The organism is Collinsella sp. TM05-37 (assembly GCF_003436455.1).
Taxonomy (GTDB): Bacteria; Actinomycetota; Coriobacteriia; order Coriobacteriales; family Coriobacteriaceae; genus Collinsella.
Window position 1 is genome coordinate 34,130 of sequence record NZ_QSPN01000003.1, and the last position, 20,214, is coordinate 54,343.

At 61.1% G+C, this 20,214-nt stretch carries 22 protein-coding genes; 9 read left to right on the forward strand and 13 right to left on the reverse strand.

All coding sequences use genetic code 11. The annotated features are described in order from the left end of the window. Positions 1 to 180 precede the first annotated feature (180 nt). Both DXD48_RS10070 and DXD48_RS02730 read right to left on the reverse strand, forming a co-directional pair. Positions 181 to 1,983 carry a hypothetical protein gene (locus DXD48_RS10070; RefSeq protein ID WP_158548913.1) on the reverse strand — a complete coding sequence of 601 codons (1,803 nt, stop codon included), beginning with the start codon at positions 1,981 to 1,983 and terminating at the stop codon, positions 181 to 183. Between the two features lie 139 nt (positions 1,984 to 2,122). Continuing rightward, positions 2,123 to 2,554 carry an Rrf2 family transcriptional regulator gene (locus tag DXD48_RS02730; RefSeq protein ID WP_117563901.1) on the reverse strand — a complete coding sequence of 144 codons (432 nt, stop codon included), beginning with the start codon at positions 2,552 to 2,554 and terminating at the stop codon, positions 2,123 to 2,125. Between the two features lie 224 nt (positions 2,555 to 2,778). Here DXD48_RS02730 and sufC point away from each other — a divergent pair, with 224 nt between their 5' ends. From sufC to sufU, 5 genes are read left to right on the forward strand one after another with little or no spacing between them, the layout of a single operon-like run. Continuing rightward, on the forward strand, positions 2,779 to 3,579 hold the full coding sequence (gene sufC / locus DXD48_RS02735; RefSeq protein WP_117563902.1) for a Fe-S cluster assembly ATPase SufC: 801 nt from the start codon (positions 2,779 to 2,781) through the stop codon (positions 3,577 to 3,579). A gap of 12 nt (positions 3,580 to 3,591) precedes the next feature. Further along, a complete protein-coding gene (gene sufB / locus DXD48_RS02740; RefSeq protein ID WP_055252286.1) occupies positions 3,592 to 5,004 on the forward strand; it encodes a Fe-S cluster assembly protein SufB in 1,413 nt (470 codons plus the stop codon). Then, positions 5,004 to 6,275 (forward strand): SufD family Fe-S cluster assembly protein, encoded by a 1,272-nt coding sequence (locus DXD48_RS02745; protein ID WP_117563903.1) that lies wholly within the window; start codon positions 5,004 to 5,006, stop codon positions 6,273 to 6,275. The genes sufB and DXD48_RS02745 overlap by 1 nt, the downstream gene beginning before the upstream one ends. Beyond that, the gene (locus DXD48_RS02750) at positions 6,272 to 7,597 is read left to right on the forward strand and encodes an aminotransferase class V-fold PLP-dependent enzyme (RefSeq protein ID WP_199407881.1); all 1,326 of its coding nucleotides are present in this window, start codon (positions 6,272 to 6,274) and stop codon (positions 7,595 to 7,597) included. The genes DXD48_RS02745 and DXD48_RS02750 overlap by 4 nt, the downstream gene beginning before the upstream one ends. Next, entirely contained in the window at positions 7,590 to 8,024 is a 435-nt protein-coding gene (gene sufU, locus DXD48_RS02755) for a Fe-S cluster assembly sulfur transfer protein SufU (RefSeq protein WP_117563904.1), read from the forward strand. Before DXD48_RS02750 ends, sufU begins: the two co-directional genes overlap by 8 nt. Before the next feature lie 65 nt (positions 8,025 to 8,089). Here sufU and DXD48_RS02760 read toward each other — a convergent pair whose 3' ends face one another. Beyond that, positions 8,090 to 8,890, reverse strand: a complete 801-nt coding sequence (locus DXD48_RS02760; RefSeq protein ID WP_117563905.1) for a transposase — start codon at positions 8,888 to 8,890, stop codon at positions 8,090 to 8,092. 403 nt (positions 8,891 to 9,293) lie between these two features. On the opposite strand from DXD48_RS02760, the gene DXD48_RS02765 reads away from it, so the two are divergent. The 4 genes from DXD48_RS02765 to dinD all read left to right on the forward strand — a co-directional run bounded on the left by DXD48_RS02765 (position 9,294) and on the right by dinD (position 13,856). Beyond that, positions 9,294 to 10,028, forward strand: coding sequence for an iron-sulfur cluster assembly scaffold protein (locus DXD48_RS02765; protein ID WP_006235554.1), 735 nt, complete (start codon positions 9,294 to 9,296; stop codon positions 10,026 to 10,028). Between the two features lie 18 nt (positions 10,029 to 10,046). After that, complete coding sequence (locus DXD48_RS02770; RefSeq protein WP_117563906.1) at positions 10,047 to 11,051, forward strand: GGGtGRT protein; 1,005 nt, start codon at positions 10,047 to 10,049, stop codon at positions 11,049 to 11,051. 256 nt (positions 11,052 to 11,307) lie between these two features. Continuing rightward, positions 11,308 to 12,834 (forward strand): FAD-dependent oxidoreductase, encoded by a 1,527-nt coding sequence (locus DXD48_RS02775; protein ID WP_117563907.1) that lies wholly within the window; start codon positions 11,308 to 11,310, stop codon positions 12,832 to 12,834. A gap of 161 nt (positions 12,835 to 12,995) precedes the next feature. Further along, a complete protein-coding gene (dinD, locus tag DXD48_RS02780; RefSeq protein ID WP_089572018.1) occupies positions 12,996 to 13,856 on the forward strand; it encodes a DNA damage-inducible protein D in 861 nt (286 codons plus the stop codon). 415 nt (positions 13,857 to 14,271) lie between these two features. On the opposite strand, the gene DXD48_RS02785 is transcribed toward dinD, so the two are convergent. From DXD48_RS02785 to DXD48_RS02825, 10 genes are all read right to left on the reverse strand, one after another. Further along, positions 14,272 to 15,225 (reverse strand): hypothetical protein, encoded by a 954-nt coding sequence (locus DXD48_RS02785; protein WP_006235549.1) that lies wholly within the window; start codon positions 15,223 to 15,225, stop codon positions 14,272 to 14,274. 3 nt (positions 15,226 to 15,228) lie between these two features. Beyond that, positions 15,229 to 15,504, reverse strand: coding sequence for a phage holin (locus DXD48_RS02790; RefSeq protein ID WP_006235548.1), 276 nt, complete (start codon positions 15,502 to 15,504; stop codon positions 15,229 to 15,231). Between the two features lie 10 nt (positions 15,505 to 15,514). Next, on the reverse strand, positions 15,515 to 15,826 hold the full coding sequence (locus DXD48_RS02795) for a hypothetical protein (protein WP_117563908.1): 312 nt from the start codon (positions 15,824 to 15,826) through the stop codon (positions 15,515 to 15,517). Position 15,827: 1 nt separating this feature from the next. Beyond that, positions 15,828 to 16,010 carry an XkdX family protein gene (locus DXD48_RS02800; protein WP_117563909.1) on the reverse strand — a complete coding sequence of 61 codons (183 nt, stop codon included), beginning with the start codon at positions 16,008 to 16,010 and terminating at the stop codon, positions 15,828 to 15,830. Beyond that, a complete protein-coding gene (locus tag DXD48_RS02805; RefSeq protein ID WP_117563910.1) occupies positions 16,010 to 16,336 on the reverse strand; it encodes a hypothetical protein in 327 nt (108 codons plus the stop codon). The genes DXD48_RS02800 and DXD48_RS02805 overlap by 1 nt, the downstream gene beginning before the upstream one ends. 170 nt (positions 16,337 to 16,506) lie before the next feature. Next, on the reverse strand, positions 16,507 to 17,691 hold the full coding sequence (locus DXD48_RS02810; RefSeq protein ID WP_117563911.1) for an RNA-directed DNA polymerase: 1,185 nt from the start codon (positions 17,689 to 17,691) through the stop codon (positions 16,507 to 16,509). 192 nt (positions 17,692 to 17,883) lie between these two features. Continuing rightward, positions 17,884 to 18,078: a DUF6273 domain-containing protein gene (locus tag DXD48_RS10365; RefSeq protein ID WP_370446240.1), complete on the reverse strand. Its 195-nt coding sequence runs from the start codon at positions 18,076 to 18,078 to the stop codon at positions 17,884 to 17,886. After that, a complete protein-coding gene (locus DXD48_RS02815; protein WP_233502338.1) occupies positions 18,056 to 18,526 on the reverse strand; it encodes a hypothetical protein in 471 nt (156 codons plus the stop codon). The genes DXD48_RS10365 and DXD48_RS02815 overlap by 23 nt, the downstream gene beginning before the upstream one ends. Positions 18,527 to 18,630: 104 nt before the next feature. After that, complete coding sequence (locus tag DXD48_RS02820; RefSeq protein WP_117563912.1) at positions 18,631 to 19,539, reverse strand: DUF6273 domain-containing protein; 909 nt, start codon at positions 19,537 to 19,539, stop codon at positions 18,631 to 18,633. Between the two features lie 9 nt (positions 19,540 to 19,548). Next, positions 19,549 to 20,187: a hypothetical protein gene (locus tag DXD48_RS02825; protein WP_117563913.1), complete on the reverse strand. Its 639-nt coding sequence runs from the start codon at positions 20,185 to 20,187 to the stop codon at positions 19,549 to 19,551. Positions 20,188 to 20,214: the final 27 nt, after the last annotated feature.

Sequence of the window (20,214 nt, forward strand, 5' to 3'; positions counted from 1 at the left end):
CAGCACGATGTCCATTGTAGCGAGCGGGTAGAGCGCAACAATATCGACATGCAAACGTTTCGGGCAGCGGTAGCAACAGACCCCCGAGGGGGCATAACAAATCGTTGCACAACAAAAAAGGGGCCCGATGCCGCCGCACCGGACCCCGTCCCAAACTCTTATAGAAAACGATTTGGAAGATTACTCCTCCAAGCCGTCCTCCCCAGAAGCCTTCTTCTGCTGATCGAGCTTATGCTTACCACTTACGATAGACGTAGCGCCCAGTGTGGCCAAGCTTGCACTGGCAAGGCTCGCCATCACAATCAAGTCGCCCGTCTTGGGCATGTTGCCGCCCGAGGACTTGGTAGTTGTAGTCGTCGTGGTCGTGGTGGTCACCGTTTTGGAGTCATTTTGCTCTTGGACCTGGTTGTCAGCACCGCTCTTGTCGTCGTCTTCGGACTGTTTCTTTTCGCCCTCGGCCTTGCTCTTGTCCTTCTCCTCAGATTCAGACTTCTTATCCTCGTCCTTCTTCTGTTCGGACTTGTCGCTCTTCTCCTCAGAGCTAGAACCCTTATCGGATTCGGTCTTCTCGGAAGCCTTGTCCTTGGAGTCGCCCTTTGCGGCTTCGATCTTTTCCGTGGAAACCTGATCAGAGTTGCCCTTGTTCTGGGTCGAGCCGTTATTGACGCCAGCCATCAGCGAAGAGCCCAGCGTAGAACCAAGCTGCTCGGAGAAAGAAGGCTTCTTGTCCGGCGAAGCAACGGGAACGTCCGGCGCCTTATTCGAGTCATCCTTGGAAGCATCGGAACCAGGGGTTGCGTCAGAGCCGGAGCCGTTGTTAGAGCCGGTGCCAACGGACGAATCGCTCGAGCCGGTGGATGAGTTAGAGGTGCCAGCACCGGTCGAACCAGAAGCGTCGCTGTCCGTATTGCCTGCAGAGCTTGAAGACGAATCGCCCGCAGCAGAGCCGTTCGAAACGGAGCCGTTCGAGGTGGAGCCGTCGTTGGTAGTGCCACCAGCAGAGCCATCACCGTCAGCATCGGTCGAGGGCGCATCCATCCTGTCATCGTTAGCATCGTCACGCGAGTCGTCATTCGAATCAGGCGCCGGCGTAGGCTCGGGCTGCACGGGCGTCGCAGCGGCAGCGGCCTCGTCCTCGGCGATATAAACCAAGCAGTCCTTCAGCTCGTTGCGGTAGCGGTTCTTCCAGCCCTCATGATACTGGGGCTGGCTCGAAAACTTGGTGGCAACGTTATCGACCACGCTATTGAAGAGCGCCGTCACAAACTCGCGGTCGGACATATCGTTGGAGAGATTCGCCCAACGGAAGAAGTCCCTGCAGCCACCGGTGCCGCACATGTTGGTAATGCTCCACACCATGCCCTTAACGCAATCGGCACGGCCCGAAATATCAATACCTAGGCCGCTCTTGAGCCACGCCTCGGTCACCGCATAGTACGAGTTGTACGCATAGGCATCTTGCAGAGCCGAAAACTCAGCAGGGTCGGTGTTATAAGCGCCCTGGAAGGCCTCCTGCGCAATACGGCCCAGCTCAGTGAGCTGGGCGTTCTCGTACATGGCATTGCTCGTGTTAGAAATCTCGCTGCCGCGATCAATCGCATCCTTGAGCATGCTGTATTTCTCGGGATTGTAGTTGTAGACCTGCTTCATAAACGGAATGAGCGACCAACGACGGTCGAACTGGTAATAACCCAGCGCGTTATAGCCGTCGCCATACGAAAAGCCCTGGTTATAGTTGCCATGGCTCTCGTACTTGGTAAAGTACTTCATCTCGGGGGTCACGTTAACAAACGAAACGCCCTGGACCGACCTCAGCACGCCCGAGAAGGACTGCTGGGTGTAGAGACCCTTATCGATATCGGTGGCATCCGAGGCAACGCCCGGCGTGGGCTCCTCGGCAGCGGCGGGTGCCGGCACGGAAACGGCGCCAAACGAAAGCGCCAGCGTCAGGCCCGCGACAATCGCAGAATGCTTGGGCTGCATAAGATCCTCCCTGCATTGGTGTAGTTAAAGTGCAGTTTGCAAAGATAGAAATAAGTATTGCAGCTCGCCCGTTGTTGCACAACAACCCCTCGGTAAACGGCAACAACCCTCCGCGAAATCTTAAGGAATTGCGCTCAACCTACAGCTTAATGTCAAAGTTGATCTCTGGGACGGCGGCAAGGTCGGCCAACGACACGCCGTCGACGTACTTTTCGATCACGTCGTCCAGACCGCGCCAGAATTTGACGGTCGAGCAGAGATCGCTGCGAGCGCAGCTGTTGTCGATGCCATCGCACGCCACCGGAGCCGTGCTGCCCTCGACGGCGCGCAGGATGTCGCCGGCACGCACCTCGGCCGGGTCCTTGGCCATCATGTAGCCGCCGCCCTTGCCGCGCACGCTCTTAAGTAGGCCCGCCTTCATGAGCGGACGAACCAGCTGCTCCAGATACTTTTGCGAGATACGCTCGCGGTCGGCGACCTCGCGCAAAGCGATCTTGCCCTCGGCGTCGCCCAGCGCTGCGATATAGATCATCAGTCGGAGGGCATAGCGGCCCTTAGAAGAAATGAGCATACCTACCCTCCCATCGCATCTGGGACAACATAACCAGGTTTGTTTGTCCCAAATCTTAAGTAAGTGGGACAAACACAACAGGTTATTTTGTCCCAGAATTTGAAAAGTCGAGTGGATTAGTCGGGTTTTCCCTTGACTAACGCCGAACCCATAGTAACTTTATTCCGAGAAGATTCCTAGGGTTTAGTACACCTATGAGTACACCATATACAGAGAGGGACAGCATGAGCGCAAATCCGCTGCTTTCCATCGAAGGTCTGACTGCCTCCGTGGACGAGAAGACCATCCTCCACAACGTCAACCTCAACGTCGCCGCCGGCGAGACCCACGTGCTGATGGGCCCCAACGGCGCGGGTAAGTCCACCCTTGGTCACCTGGTCATGGGCGACCCCGTCTACACCGTCAACGACGGCCGCATCATCTTTGACGGCCAGTACATCACCGGGCTCACCACCGACAAGCGCTCGCGTGCCGGCCTGTTCCTGAGCTTTCAGGCCCCGGTCGAGATCCCGGGCGTGCCGCTGTCGAGCTTTTTGCGCGCCAGCATCGCCGGCCGCCCCGGTCTGGAGATGAAGGGCAAGGAGTTCCGCCGCCGCGTCAAGGAGCTCGCGGCCGAGCTCAACATGGATACCGCCTATCTCAACCGCGAGCTGGGCGTGGGCTTCTCGGGCGGCGAGAAGAAGAAGGTCGAGATGCTCCAGCTTCTGCTGCTGCAGCCCAAGCTCGCCATCCTCGACGAGACCGACTCAGGCCTGGACGTCGACGCGCTTTCCACCGTCAGCCACGGCATGGACGCCTACCGCAAGAGCTGCGACGGCTCCATGCTCATCATCACGCACAACACGCGCATCCTGGAGCACTTGGATGTCGACCGCGTCCACGTTATGGTCAAGGGTCATATCGTGCGCGAGGACGACGCCTCGCTCATCCCCTGGATCGACAAGAACGGCTTTGAGACCTTCGAGCGCGAGGCCGCCGAGCAGCGCGCCCAGGCCGAAGCCGCCGCTGCCGGGCAGCAGGCGTAAAGGGGCGACGCAATGACCAAGAACCGCACCGAGGTCGCGGACATCGACCGCAGCCTCTACGACTTCACCTATGGCGAGGAGGGATTCGAGCGCCTCGACGCCGGCATCACGCCCGACATCGTGCGCGAGATCAGCGCCAAGAAGGACGAGCCGCAGTGGATGCTCGACCTGCGCCTCAAGTCCCTCGAGATCTTCAACCGCTTCCCTGACCCGACGTGGGGCCCCTCCATCGAGGGCCTGGACATGGACAACATCGTCACCTACGTCAAGCCCAACACCGACCAAAAGCACGACTGGGAGTCGGTGCCCGACGACATCAAGAACACCTTTGAGCGCTTGGGCATCCCCGACGCCGAGCGCAGCTACCTGGCGGGCGTCGGCGCGCAGTACGACTCCGAGCTCGTCTACCACAACATGCAGGATACGGCGTCCAAGATGGGCATCGTCTACTCCGGCATCGAGGAGGCCCTGCACGACCCGCAGTGGGAGCCGCTCATCCACGAGAAGTTTATGACGCTCATCCCGCCCACCGACCACAAGTTTGCGGCCCTGCACGGCGCCGTATGGTCGGGCGGCTCGTTTGTCTACGTGCCCAAGGGCACCAAGCTCGACTTCCCGCTGCAGAGCTACTTCCGCCTTAACGCCAAGGGCGCCGGCCAGTTTGAGCACACGCTCATCATCGTCGAGGACGATGCCGACCTGCACTTTATCGAGGGTTGCTCCGCGCCCAAGTACAACGTGGCCAACCTCCACGCCGGCGCCGTCGAGCTCTTTGTGGGCAAGCGTGCGCACCTGCGCTACTCAACTATCGAGAACTGGTCCAAGAACATGTACAACCTCAACACCAAGCGTGCGCGCGTGGACGAGGACGGCGACATCGAGTGGATCAGTGGCTCCTTCGGCAGCCACGTGGGCTACCTCTACCCCATGAGCGTGCTCAACGGCCGCCGCGCTCGCTCGAGCTTTACCGGCATCACCTTTGCCGGCGCCGGGCAGAATCTCGACACCGGCTGCAAGGTCGTGCTCAACGCCCCCGAGACCTCGGCGACCGTCGAGACCAAGGGCATCTCCAAGAGCGGCGGCATCCAGACGTTCCGCAGCTCTATTGTGGCGACACCCAAGGCCGAGGGTTCCAAGGCAACCGTGAGCTGCCAGTCGCTGATGCTCGACGACCAGAGCCGCTCCGATACCATCCCCGCTATGGACATCCGCGCCAAGAACGTCGACATCGGCCACGAGGCCACCATCGGCCGCATCGGCGACGACAAGGTGTTCTACCTGATGAGCCGCGGTATCTCGGAGGAAGAGGCCCGCACCATGATCGTCAACGGCTTTGCCAACCCGGTCTCCAAGGAGCTGCCGCTTGAGTACGCCGTCGAGATGAACAACCTGATCAAGCTCGAGATGGAAGGAGCGATCGGATAATGAAACAGACCACGAACACCGCTGCGACCACGCTCGAGCAGGTTAATGCGATGCCGGCCGCAACTTGGGGCTGGCTCAAGATGAACCAGACCAAGCTCGAGCTTTCGGACGAACTTGCCGCCGCCCCCGCCGAGGCCGTTGAGGTCGAGGGCTTGGACGAGCAGCTTGCCGGCTCGGCCGACGCCTTCGACGCCGCCATGGACGCCATGGCCGAGCGCTTCCCCGAGCGCCGCGCCTCCGCCCCCGGCGACGCTGCCGACCGTGCCCGCATCACGCCCGAGACCGAGCTCGACGTGCCCGCCACCTCTGTTTACCAGGCCGGCGCCATCAAGCTCGAGGAGGAGCTCTCCCCTGCCGAGGCCTTCGAGACCGGCATGGGCGAGGCCGCCTATGCGTATCTGACCGAGCACGCCACCAAGCGCATCGTCATCGATGTTCCCGCCTACCAGCACGCCGCCGTTACCGTGCGCGTGAGTGGCGTCGACGCAGCGGCTGCGATTGCCGCCATCGACGTCGTCGCCCGCCCGCAGGCAACGCTCGACCTCGCCCTAGCCCTGGACTCCCCCGTTGCCGGCGAGGGCGTCGTGGGCTCCGTGCTGCGTGTGTGCGCCCACGAGTACGCCACCGTCAACGTGACCTGCACGCAGACACTCGACGACAGCTGGATCGCACTCGACGACACCGGCCTGTTCCTAGACGAGGGCGCGCGCGTCAACGTGCAGCACACTGTCCTGGGTGCCGGCGCCAGCGCCACCGGCCTTGCCGGCGACCTGCTGGGCGATACCGCCAAGGTCACCATCGATACCGATTACCTGGGCGCCTGCGAGCAGGTGCGCGACTTTAACTACGAGCTGCGCCACCGCGGTCGCAAGACCGAGTGCGAGATCGACGCCAACGGCGTGCTGACCGGCACGTCCAAGAAGGTCTACCGCGGCACCATCGACCTCGTGCACGGCTGCAAGGGTGCAACCGGCACCGAGCGCGAGACGGTGCTTTTGGCCAACAAGGGCGTCGACAACAAGACCGTCCCCGTCATCCTCTGCGACGAGGACGACGTCGCCGGCAACCACGGCGCCACCATCGGTCACGTCCGCGACGAGCAGCTGTTCTACCTCGCCTGCCGCGGCCTTGACCAAAACGCCGCCGAGGACCTGTTCATCCGCGCCAAGCTGGAAGACGCCGCGCTTTCCGCCACCGACGAGCGTACCCGCGCCGCCGTCGTCCGCTTGGGCAACAACCTGATCGACAACTTTGAAGAGGAGCTCGCATGATCGACACCGAGCACGTTAAATGCGACACCTGTACCGCCCCCGAGCCCATGGAGCTCGACGCCAGCGACGAGGCCTCGCGCGGCTGGCCTACCGTAGACATCGAGACCAACCCCTACAAGGCACAGTTCCCGCTGTTCCAGCAGCATCCCGAGATCGCCTTCCTCGATAGTGCCGCCACCGCGCAGCGTCCCGCCTGCGTGCTCGACGCCGAGCGCGATTTCTACCAGCGCATGAACGCCAACCCCCTGCGCGGCCTGTACTCGCTGTCCGTCGAGGCCACCGACGCCATCGCGAAGGTCCGCCAACAGATCGCCGACCTCATCGGCGCCCCCCAGGCCAACGAAGTCGTCTTCACCCGCAACACGAGCGAGTCGCTCAACCTGGTCGCCAAGAGCTTTGCACCCACAGTCCTCGAGCCGGGCGACGAGGTCGTCATCACCATCATGGAGCACCACTCCAACCTGATTCCGTGGCAGCAGGTCTGCCGCGAGACCGGTGCCAAGCTCGTCTACCTCTACCCCACCAAGACCGGCCAGCTCACGACCGAGGAGGTTCTGGCCAAGGTGGGCCCCAAGACCAAGATCCTGGCCGTGGGTCAGGTCTCTAACGTCCTGGGCGTCGAGAATCCGGTCAAGAACCTCGGCAAGCTCGTGCACAAGTACGGCGGCTATCTGGTCGTCGACGGCGCACAGTCGCTGCCGCACATGCCAGTCAATGTGGCCGATCTGGGCGCCGACTTCTTTGCCTTTAGCGCGCACAAGGCCATGGGCCCCATGGGCATCGGCGTGCTGTGGGGCAAGATGGATCTGCTCAACGCCATGCCGCCCATGCTTACCGGCGGTGAGATGATCGACTCGGTTACTGAGCAGGACGCCGTCTGGGCTCCCGTCCCCGAGAAGTTCGAGGCCGGCACGCAGGACGCCGCCGGCATCTTCGCCACAGGCGCCGCCCTCGACTACCTCGTCAACACGGTGGGCTACGAAAACATCCAGGCACGCGAGCAGGCACTCGTCCACTACCTGATGGGCGAGCTCATGCAGCTCGACTTTGTCCAGATCATCGGCTCAATCTATTGGGATAACCACCACGGCGTCGTGAGCTTTAATGTCAAGGGCATCCACCCGCACGATGTCGCGAGCATCATGGACATGGACGGCGTCTGCATCCGCGCCGGTCACCACTGCGCGCAGCCGCTGCTCACCTGGCTGGGCGTCGAGAACCTTGCCTGCTGCCGCGCCAGCGTAGCCTTCTACAACGACAAGGCCGACATCGACAAGTTCATCGCCGGCCTGCATCACGTTTGGAGCACGTTCAATGGGTAATCTGTACACCTCCACCACATTTATGGAGCACAACTCGCACCCCGACTATAAGTACGAGATGGATGCTCCCACGCACGAGCACGACGGCATCAACCCTAGCTGCGGAGACGAGCTCACCTTGCAGCTGCGTGTCGAGAACAACGTGATCGAGGAGGCCTCCTTTACCGGTCACGGCTGCGCCATCAGCCAGGCCAGTGCCGACATCATGGCCGACCTCATCACCGGCGAGACCGTCGAGGAAGCTCGCCACCTGGCAGAGCTCTTCCTCGCCATGATCCGCGGCGAGAAGCTCTCCGAGGAGGACCTGGAAGACCTGGACGAAGCCGCCCAGCTCCAGGACATCTCGCACATGCCCGCCCGCGTCAAATGCGCCGAGCTCGCCTGGCGCACCCTCGACGGCATGCTCACGGGACAAAATAATCAGTAGTATTTGTCCCAAATCTTAAGAATTTTATTGGCCGAATCGCTTGACAAGAGTGGTTCGGCCATTTTCTATTCCGAGCCCTCAGCCTGAGCCTTTACCTGCGCATAAGCGCGCACGATACGAGAGACGGTACTCTTGCTGATTCCCGTATACCGTTCGATCTCGCGCACCGTGTAGCCGCCATCGTGCAGAGCGAAAATGATTCCGTCTCGCCGCGAGGGCGCTACGGTCTTGAGTTCGTTGAGCGGCACACCCAGGCGCTTCGCCATCTTGTCGGCAAACGCACGCCGCTCCCACTCCGTCTCATCCATATCGTGAATCACCGGATCGGAACCATCGGGCATCGACAGAGAATAATCCAGAAACCCCTTGGCAGACTCAAAGAGCTCAAGCACACAAGAAGGATCCGAAAATCCCCTCGTCATATCGTTGTCATACGCTCGAAGATACTCGGCAAAGCTGCTCCAGGGATAACGCTCGATCAGGGCGATACCCGCCTCCTGCGGATTAGCGTGAACATAGCGAATGGCAGCCATCAGATAACGGTCGGTATCGAGCGAGCGCCGGTCAAAACGGTTCTGGAACAGATGGCCCGTGCGCCCCGTGCGTTTATTGAACCGCCGCGCGTACGTCAAAAGCAGCCGGTGCATCGCCGCGCTCATCGCGTCCTCGTAATCTGCAAACACCAAATGCACGTGATTGCCCATAAGGCACCAGGCTACAACCGTCACGCCCGCCTCGCGGCAGCAATCACGCATCAGCTCCAAAAACTCCCACCGGTCTTCATCGCCCTCAAAGATGAGCTGCTTGCCCACACCGCGGGCACAGACATGGTAAAAGCCGGTAACCGTTCTCCAAACGCGCTGCATGGCGCTCCCTTCGCCGGGATCTGATTGCCATCCAATACAGCACGATTGAAGCGTGCCATCAAAACATTCACGCAAAACAATACACTCGCGCGGCCAAAGGCAGTAAACGGGCGGCGAACGGCACCGTTGCAACAGGTCAGACCCCGCAACGCATACAAGAGCTGACCAAAAGCTTGCCCAAGACGAACCCCCTCTACGGAAATTCGCGACCACAGAACATATAGTTAAACCGTTTCAATTAAAACTTCCGGACTTCTCGCTACGAAAACTGAGCCGTTCGCCGAATATTCCGTGCATTTCGCGGTATTATAGGGGCTGCATGTCATGTCCCTTTCGAAGGGTCGCCCGGCAATCGCCAGCCACGACCCCCAGACGGGACGCCAACACGATAGAGAGGAGAGGCATGCAGTACTCACAGGAAGTGGAGAACATGTGCCCCGTTGCCAAGGGTGCATACCACGGCCCCGCACCCATCCCCGAGGAGGGCAAGTGGGTCCAGGCTAAGGAGATTTCCGACATCTCCGGTCTTACGCACGGTGTGGGTTGGTGCGCACCTCAGCAGGGCGCCTGCAAGCTCACGCTGAACGTCAAGGACGGCATCATCGAGGAGGCCCTCGTTGAGACCATCGGCTGCTCGGGCATGACCCACTCTGCTGCCATGGCTTCCGAGATCCTTCCCGGTAAGACCATCCTCGAGGCCCTCAACACCGACCTCGTCTGCGACGCCATCAACGTTGCTATGCGCGAGATCTTCCTGCAGATCGTTTACGGCCGCAGCCAGACCGCGTTCTCCGAGGGCGGCCTGCCCGTGGGCGCCTCCCTCGACGACCTCGGCAAGGGCCTTCGCTCTCAGGTCGGCACCATGTTCGGCACCAAGGCCAAGGGCGCTCGTTACCTCGAGCTCGCTCAGGGCTACGTCACCCGCATGGCTCTCAACGACAAGAACGAGATCATCGCTTTCGAGTTCCTGAACCTCGGCAAGTTCACCGACGCCGTCAAGGCCGGCAAGACCCCCGAGGAGGCCATCGCTGGCGCTATGGGCCACTATGGTCAGTGGGAGAACGCTGCCAAGTACATCGACCCGCGCACCGACGAGGAGACTCACTCCGTCGCCAGCGTGTTCCCGGTTCACGAGTAGAAAGGGAGGGAAATAACTATGACTGTTACGTTCGAAGGTTACGAGCGCCGCGCTGACAAGATCAACAAGTGCCTCGCCGACAACGACATCGCCTCCCTCGAGGAAGCTCTGCAGATCTGCACCGACAAGGGCTTCAACCCGCGTGAGATCGTCAACAACACCCAGTCCATCGCCTTCCAGAACGCCGAGTGGGCCTACACCCTCGGCTGCGCTCTCGCTGTCAAGCGTGGCGCCAAGACTGCTTCTGAGGCTGCCGCCATCATCGGCGAGGGCATCCAGGCCTTCACCGTTCCCGGCTCCGTCGCCGAGGACCGCAAGGTCGGTCTGGGCCACGGCAACCTGGGCGCTATGCTGCTCTCCGACGACACCGAGTGTTTCGCCTTCCTGGCCGGCCACGAGTCCTTCGCTGCCGCTGAGGGTGCTATCGGCCTGGCTCTGAACGCCAACAAGGCTCGCAAGAAGCCGCTGCGCGTTATCCTGAACGGTCTGGGCAAGGACGCCGCCCAGATCATCGCCCGCATCAACGGCTTCACCTACGTGAAGACCCAGTTCGACTACTACACGGGCGAGCTCAAGGTCGTCGAGACCATCCCTTACTCCGATGGTCCCCGCGCTGCCGTTAACTGCTACGGCTCCGACGACGTCCGCGAGGGCGTTGCCATCATGTGGCACGAGAACGTCGACATCTCGATCACCGGTAACTCCACCAACCCCACGCGCTTCCAGCACCCCGTCGCTGGCACCTACAAGAAGGAGCGCCTCGAGGCTGGCAAGAAGTACTTCTCCGTCGCTTCTGGTGGCGGCACTGGCCGTACCCTGCACCCGGACAACATGGGCGCCGGCCCTGCCTCTTACGGCATGACCGACACCATGGGCCGCATGCACTCCGACGCCCAGTTCGCCGGTTCTTCCTCCGTGCCTGCGCACGTCGACATGATGGGTCTCATCGGCATGGGCAACAACCCCATGGTCGGTGCCACCGTCGCCTGCGCTGTCGCCGTCGAGGAGGCCCTCAAGGCCTAATCGCGCCCGTGCGATGCTCATATAGTTGAGCTTTGGAGCCGCTACCTTTCGAGGTAGCGGCTCTTTTTGTTTGCGCTGCTGCAGGGTGGCTAACGCCAATATATCAGTTGGGGCGATATACGAGATGTGATGAAATGGAGCATCAGAACGCCCATGACGCCCACCTGCCATATGTGCCCTTTACCGATTTGCCGAGTCTTTGCGGCCCCATTGCCGATCACCCGTGCGACAATGCGCCGGACGAGAAAGGAATCCGATGGAATCGACTGATGTACTGGTAATTGGATCTGGCATTGCGGGACTTTGCGCCGCCATCGAAGCGGCACGCACGGGTGCAACCGTCACTGTGGCAAGCGCCGGCAAGACTATGAGTGGATCGAGCTTCTTCCCCGGAACCTGGGGCCTGGGGCTTATCGGACCCGTTAACGAAGACGACGAACAAGACCTCATCGACACCATCCAGACCGTTGGTGGCGGCGTCGCCGACCCCGAGCTTGTCCAGACGTTTGTCCGCGGCATTCCCCAGGCAATTACATGGCTCGAACGGGATCTGGGTGTTGAACTTCAACGCCCACAAAATGCCGAGAGCGCCCAGCAAAAGCAGTTTATCCCCTGCTTTGACCACAAGACGCGCATGTGGCGCGGCCTCACCCGCAAGCCCCTTGAGGACGCTCTGACGACCCGAATCGAGTCACTCGGCATTCGCCTGCTCCCCCGCTATGAGCTTATCGACCTTGTTGAGGACACGAACGGTAGAATAACCGGAACCGTGCTCTACGACCTCACCGAAAATCGAATCGTGCCCTTTGCTGCCAAGGCCACGATCATCGCAACCGGTGGCACAGGCGGCCTGTTCGAGCGCAGCCTTACGTCGGCTGATGTGCTCAGCTCCTCGCAGGCCATCGCGCTGGCGCACGGCGCAACACTTACTAATATAGAGTTCATGCAGATGATGCCCGGTTTCATCGAGCCCAAGCGCAACCTGGTCTTCAACGAGAAAACCTGGCGCTACGTACATGTAGACCAGCCGGTAGATATTGCCGACGACAAGCTGGACGACCTGCTTGAGCAACGCTCCGGATACGGTCCCTTCACTTCGCGCCTGGCTTCCAGCGCCATCGATCTCGTCATCGATCAGGCAGGTGTCGAAGGCCTGGCACTCCACTACGACTTTCCCCGCGAGGATGTCCCAGAGTTTGTGCAGACCTTTGCCACCTGGCTGCAAGACGAGCACGGCATCGCCCCGACTGACGAGATGCGCGTTGCGATGTATGCCCACGCCGCTAACGGCGGCATCAAGATCGATAAGACCGCGCAAACGGGCGTTGAGGGCCTCTACGCTTGCGGCGAGGCGACAGGCGGCATGCACGGCGCCGACCGCATTGGTGGCTTGTCAAGCGCCAACGGCATCGTGTTCGGGCGCATCGCAGGCGCATCGGCAGCCCAAGCAGCACAGAAAGAGCCCGAGACAGCCCTGAAGGCGGATATCGCCCTCCCCCAGTACGGCATAGCCGCAACAGATGCCGAACGCCTGACACACAGCCTAAGGCACACGATGAGCACCTATTGCATGATCAACAGGACCGAAACAGGCCTATCCGAGGCACTACACGAGCTTGAAAACATTCAAGATGATGCCACAGCTCTAAATAAGCCGCATGCCAACGACAGCGAAATCGCTGCGCTCGCCCGCATACAGTCGCAGATTCAACTAGCACAGGAAATGGTCAAAGCCATGCGCAACCGAACCGAAAGCCTGGGCTCGCACTATCGAGCGAATTAAACTGGACACCTATCTAAAGCAGAACACAACTAATCGATATCTATGGGCCCCGTGAGCTCGAAGTGGCACGGGGCCCATTCGTGTCCGCACGGCAGCGTATCCTTATTCCGAATACAGAGCGTGCAAAGCCTGCATAGACAATAGACCAGCGAGGAGGAGATATGGACAGTAGAGATATCGAGAAGTGGCGTGTCAAACTTGATAGCTACGCCAATGTGGAAGACGGCGTTGAGTATTGGCTCGCACGCGATTTAATGGAACCCATGGGATACACTCGATGGGAGAACTTCGCCGAAGTTGTTAAGAGGGCAAAAGTCTCGTGCGAAACAAATAAAACTCCAGTTGATTCCCATTTTCGTGACACCACGAAAATGGTAACTGCCGGTGTCGCCGCTCGTGCGGTTAAAGACTACAAGCTTACGCGCTATGCATGCTATTTAATCGCCCAGAACGGAGATTCAAACAAGCCAGAGATTGCACTCGCCCAAGCATACTTTGCCGTGCAGACGCGCCGCCAAGAGCTCATAGAGCAGCGCTTCGCAGAGATTCAGCGCTTACAGGCGCGCCACTCGCTATCCGATTCAGAGAAACAGCTCTCGGGTATTGCATTCAAACGCGGCGTGGACTCCAAAGGATTCGCGATCATCAAGTCGAAGGGCGATGAAGCGTTATTCGGCGGCAGAAGCACGGCGGAAATGAAGCAGCAGCTCGGCATACCCAAGAGCGCGGCATTGGCGGACAGGTTAGCCGATGTCCTCATCAAAGCAAAGGACCTTACGAACTCGATGACGGCCTTCAACGCCGAGGAACACGACCTGTACGGTCTGGACAAGATCAAGCAAGAGCACGTCGAGAACAACACAAGCGTGCGTGGCAGCCTCATCGACCGCGGAATTGTACCCGAGAACCTACCGCCTGCCGAAGATACAAAGAAGCTCGAACGTCGCGTGAAAGCAGACGAGAAAAAGCTCAAGGAGGGTACAGACGGATTCACCGACCCCCAGGGCAGGCTCGACTTGTAAAGCGTCTGTGCCCTTACGGGTTCAGCCTCATGAGAGGTTAATAAAAAAGACGGCCAACCGAAGTTGACCGTCTTAACAATCTTTGGTGGGCCGTCAGGGGGTCGAACCCTGGACCTTGGGATTAAGAGTCTTGAACGTGATGTTATGGAGTGCCTTGTAGCAGCAAAATCGCAGGTAGTTATGTTTCCACACTCTCTCACCGCACTGAAACTGCATTGCAGAACGGATATTGACGGATACCCGGCAATGCATAAAGCCCCTCCCCGTCAGTTCATGCCGGGGAGGGGCTGCATCTATCAATTTCTAAAGTCTTTTTGGCTGCCGACGCGCACGATTGCCCATCCGAGAAGACCGGTCAGCAGTCCTGCAGCAGCGCCGACAATAAAACAGATATCAAACGGATTCATATGCACACCTATCGATAGAGTTGCTTGACGAGCGCTTGGCCGATGGCGACGTTGGTGTCGCGGCCCTGGTATCCGTCCGCACCCGATGATCCGCACGAGATACCTTGAGCGATAAGCCACTGCTGGTGTTTGAAGACCGTTCCCGAACCCATCTGTCGCGCCTGAACACCGCCGACCACGGGATAGACTTTGCATCCGACCTTGTCCTGCAGGGCGCGGACGGCATTCGAGCCAACCCCGCCCTTGACGTACTCGATTACGCCGCGGTCGCATGCCCAAAGGTATCGCTCATTCGCCGGCCATTGACCGGAGATCACGCCATCGGCAGTCGTGCCGAGCTGGCGTTGCAGCTCCTTGGCCATCTTCGGGCCGAAATATCGCGTGTCTCCGAGGCTCGGGACCGTATTGTCCGCGACTTCCGTATTTGACCCATTCAGTGTCTTGCCGTCGCCAAGCCAGTAGAGCGTGCCGTCCCATGGGTAGCTGTAGTACGCCTTGATGTTGGACTCGCGCCCGGTCTGGTCGCCCTTGGTGCCGGTGACGGTCCCCTTTTCAGAAATGGAGAATTGGGCCAAGAGGTCGCCGCGAGCTGATCCATAGGGAGAGACGCACACGGCGGTGTGGCACTTCTCGTTGAGGTAGATGTCTCCACGCTGGGCGGACTTGACGCCCATCTTACGCCAGCCGAAAAGACCCGTCTTGAGCAGCTGCTCCCGCATGTTTCCGGTATACGAGGCTCCGAAGGTATTGACGCCGACCGCGCGGAGGGCGGTCACTACGGCCGAGGAACAGTCGCGATCGCCACCGGCAATAGTGACGGTGGTGCCGTCGGACAGACAAATCGTCTCGGTCGTTCCGTCCCCCATGCGGTTGGCCTGCGAGTATCCGTGACCGCCGCCCCCATCATGGGAGACGAGGTGTTCCATGACCTGCGCGAAGGCCTCGCGCTGTGTGATGGCCATGGCCTACTCAACCGCCTTGGCGTCATATGCGGCATGGGGCTCGCTGTACGACATGGCACGCTTCGAGTCCGACGCGCCCTTGGTGGTCGGATCGACGATCACGCCGAAGCCGGCGAGAACGGTCAGGATGATTCCGACGAGCTGGATGAGCGACCCCTGAGAGATAGGCGCCACGACTCCGAGGATTCCGAGCACCTGATAGGCTGCGCTGATTACGGTGGCGGCCAATGCCGCGAGCGTCTGCTTATTCTTGAAGCGAAGGGCCCAGTTGATTTTCATTTTTCAGCTCCTAATCTGACCCGCCGATACCGTGATGCAGGTCGTAATTCTTCTCGACGCGGTCGAGCCGGTTGAACAAGGTGATGACCTGTTGCTCGACTTTCGTGAGGCGCTCGCCGTGGTCGTCGAGCTTGCGGTTGATCTCCTTGACGCCGTCCTTGATCTCGCTCGTGTCGCCGCAAAGGCTGTCGAGCTTGTCTTCGGTCCGCTGCTCCTTGGCAGACGATGTTTTGGATACGGAGACGCGCCCGATGAAGAACGTGACAATCACAACGGCGGCCGAGAGGACCGACGTTGCCTCCCCGATGCTCAGCGCCGGCACCCTAAACCTCCTCCGCGTACTCTTCTCCGACGATCTCCTCATATTCGTCGCATGTGATCCACTTGCAGTCCACGGCTCGATGCACCATGGCCTTGGTCCAGAGGCCGCGCTCGTAGTAGCGCCTCACCTTGTCATAGTTCTTCGAGTGCGCCACCGTGGTTGCAGCCTTGACGCGTACCGCCATTACTGTTCACCCCCGACCGTCATCATCAGGTAGTCGATGTTTGCCGTGTTGGTCTCGGTTTGGCTGGGCTCGGCGACCTTCTCGCGCATCTGCTCAAGCAGCTTGTCCACGTCCGGGGCCTCACCCTTTCCGTAGGCGGCGACGGCCGCGGTGTAGGCGAGCTTTCGCGCCTTCCGCTCAACGTACTCGTCATCGTCGATAACGCCCGCGTCGTGCGCCGCGTCGGGGTCGCCGATCTGCGACAGCAGATCGCGCAGGGCGTTGACCTTGGCCATGGTGCCGTCTTGAAGCTCGTTGGGGCGCGGCATGTCTTCCTCAGTGTCCATGCGGACTCCTCTCTTGTCGGGGAATGTGTCGCCATCGTATTGGCGCCGTGAGATTGCCGGGCCGCTTCGATGGGCGCAAAGAAAGAAGGCGCGCCGCGGCACGCCTTCGATGCTTCTGTTATTTCGCGGCCGCTTCGCTTAGGCCGCTGCTTTGAGTTGCCGGTTCTCCGCTATTGCGAGGGCTTGCCTCCGCTTGAATCGTCCCTCGGGTTGGCCTGCATTGAGCACCCCCCCTCCCGCGCGAGATTTTCGAACAGGCTGCGGTACAGCGCGTCCATGGCCCGCACGCTGCGGTGCGCGTCCAGCCGCTTCATGCCGCCGCGCCAGTTCTGGTAGCTCCGCTCAACCTGCTCGGGGGTCATGATGCCATCGGCGACCATGCGGGCCATCTTCTTGAGCTTGCGGCGCTCCCGCGTTATGGAGTCTCGGCACGGCTTCACGACTATGCGGCCCGTCTCCGTGTAGAAGATGCGCTTCTTCAGCCACGTGAACCCGCGCGACAGCTTCACCACGCGCGTCTTGCGCGGGTTCAGCTCTATGCCCAGCTCGGCGCACTTGCGCCCTATCAGCAGCAGGCACACCTGCAGGTACTCCTTGCTCTCGTGGATCAGGTAGAAGTCGTCCATATAGCGCCCGTAGGCCTCGGGGCGCAGCATCTCGACCACGTAGTGGTCGATGCGGTTGGGGTGCGCCACCGCGCATATCTGGTTCGGCTCGCTGCCCAGACCCAGGCCCACCTCGCCCTGGACGTCTATCAGGCGGTGCTCGAGGGCGACCACTCGCGGGTCCAGCAGCGCGTCGGCCACTTGCCGCTTGACGGGCGCGTGGGCTATGCGGGCGAAGTAATCTGAGAAGTCGCCCAAAAGGATGTATCCCTCGCGCCTGTGCCGCCGCCAGTGGTCGGCCAGGTGGCGCTTGAGCAGCTTCAGGGCGTAGTCGGTGCCGCGCCCCTTGATGTTGGCGGAGTTGGCCGTTATGAGTGTCGGGACTATCGCGGGTACGAGGGCGTTCTGAGAAAGCGACTTCTGAATCACTCGCTCTGGGAAGTGCACGGCGCTGATGTGGCGCAGCTTGCCGCGCTCCCACAGGTCGAAGCGGATGAAGCCTCGGCATATGTCGCGGCCCTCCAGTAGGTCGCGGCGTGACTTGACGGCGTTTCGCAGGTAGTCCTTCATGTACCGCTGCGTCGACGACTTCCACATCACGCCGCGCGCAGCCTGCTTCGACGCCCTGCACAGGCTGTTGAGGTCGGCCACGGACTCAAGCGTGCACGCCTTCACGCGCTCGGCCTTGGCCCTCGCGCGCTTCTCCTCGCGGCGCTTTCGGCGCGCCGCCCGCCTTTGTTCGGAATTCACAGAAGGCACCCCGCACGGCTCTCAGTGTGGCTCTGGCAGCCGCTTGAGGTATGGCCATGAAACGCGGCGAAGCCACGGAGCGCCGCGCCATGCAAGCAGCGTCCGGCCACCCTCGCGGGGTGCGTATTTACGGGCGCATGCCCGACGGTCGCGCCTTCCTTCCTCTCCGCGCTCTGCTTTCGGCTCTGGGGCCTACTCGGTCTGGCAATAAGGGAATCCGGGGCGGGGGCGAACCCAGACGTTCGTCGCGGAGTTGTAGTTGGCATTGCCGTTGTTGTTGACGTAGCACACGTTGGACGACGAGCCACCCATGACGGAACGCAGCCACCAATTGTACCGATATACAAGGCGCGACCGCCGCCCATTATAGCGAACGAAGGCGCTCAAGCTCGGCCTCGGCCTCCGCTATGCGCTCCTCGGTCGATTTCTTCCCGGTCACGCGCACGTTCTTGCGCGCGCCCTTGAGCAGCCTTATCTCCTCCTCGACCATGTTCGCCAGCTGCTCGAAGCGGTTCGCGTTCACGGGCAGCCCAATGTCCATGAGACACTGCATGTCGAGCATCAGCTGCTCGCAGTCGGCTATGGCCAGCGTCAGGTACCGCTTGCGCTCCAGCGCGTTGAACGAGCTGTTTGGGTAGAAGCAGTCGGCGCGGTTGACGTTGTACACGATGCTGCGCGCCGTCTCGACGGTCGGCACCGCGTTGAGCAGGCGGTACGCCTTGGGCACCACCGAGGAGGAGGCCATCAGCTTGTTGACCTCCACGCGGATGGCGATGGCCTGCGTGAAGAACTTGTACTCTGAAACCTCGCGGTTTCGCTGGTAGACGCCGCTCACGTGCACCTCCTGGGGAAACTGGCGAAAAAACCGGCCCGCTTCGCGGGCGAGAGGCGACCGCGCAAGGCGGTCGCCTAAAAGCAGAGTATAGAGCACTCGGCTGGCTAGCCGACGAGGAAGCCGGGGCGGGGGCGAACCCAGACGTACGTCGCGGAGGAGTAGTGGGCAATGCCGTTGTTGGTGACGCAGCACACGTTGGACGACGAGCCACCCATGACGGAACGCAGCCACCAATGGTACCGATTTCCGTTGAGACGGTGCGCCGTGTCGCGGAACAGGTCGAACTGGCAGTCGAAGCCGACGCTGTAGCCCTTGGTGCCCCACACCGGGCAGCCGTACACCTCCATCTCGGACAGCGAGAACACCTTGCCGATATCCTGCCAGCTCCACGAGTTGGAGTCGTTGAGCGCGCCGCTGGCGCTGTAACGCTCCTCAAGCAGGACGCGCTGGGTCAGCAGGTACTTGGTCAGGCTCTCGGGCAGGCACGCCTCGAAGGCCGTCTCCCACGCCTTGAGGTTGCTGTTGGGGTAGGGGCATTTCTGGTCGGCGGTGCCCTGGTTCGTGTTGGTCGTGTTCCACATCAGGAAGCTGTCGTTGGCAACGCCGGTCACGGTCTTGGCCACGGCGATGGGCGCGGAGGCCACGAAGGCGATGTGGTGGCCCTTGCTGTTGTCGCCGCAATAAAGATACGGGTCGATGTGGGCCAGCAGGAAGCGCACGGACTGCTGGGCCGCGACGGCGGATGCGCTCACGAGGGGCACGTCGATGTAGTCCCCGACGCGAAGGCCCGCGAAGTTGCCGACCGCCGCTCGCTTGTGCAGCGCGTCGTACACGCTGCCGCTGCCGATCTCTCCCGCCAAGATGGTGGCGATGTTCTGCCCGCCGTACTTGCCGATTTGGCCCTGGCGGTTGTACTCGGCGTTGTTGAGCGCCGTCTGCGCGTTGCTGCGCGCGGTATCGTCGATGACGTTGAGCGACTGGCCGCCGACGACCAGTGTCTTTGCATTTGCCATTTATCCTCCTTAGGCAAGGGTTACCGTGCTGCCCGAGACCGAGCACGTGCCGCCGAACGACACCGTGTCGCCGGACACCGACGCCTTGGATGCCGGGCAGTAGACGGTCCCGTCCATGTAGATGAACTTCCCCGTCGCGTCGGCGAGCATCGTCGCGAGCTGGCCGTTCTGACGGCGCAGCTCCGCGATATCGGATTCGCCGCCGGCGCCCTGCGCCACCGAGTTCGCGATCTGCAGCGCCTGGTTCGCGGCGGCCTCGGCATGAGACGCCGCGCCGTTGGCCGCGGCGGCCGCATTGCTCGCCAGCGCAGTCGAGGCGCTTGCGGTATCGTTCGCGGCATTCGCCTTCTGAACGGCGGCGTTGGCGTTCTCGGTGGCAGTCGAGCACTTCGCGGCGGCCGTTCTGGCAGCTCCGGCGGCGACGTTGGCGTCATATGCCTGAGTCTTTGCGGTGCCTGCGGCGCTGCTCGCCAGCAACGCGGCGCTCTCGGCCCTCTTTCGCGCCGCCTCGACTTCGTCGTAGTTTGCCGGGCGGAACAGGTAGGTGGTGATGCTACCGTCGCTCTCCGTCACGTCGAGGCCGTCGATATAGTCGTCCTCCCCGACCTTCACCTCGTAGACGGCGGACCCGTCGCTGTTGTTGGCCATGCGGCTTCCCTTCCGCGGGCCTGCGCC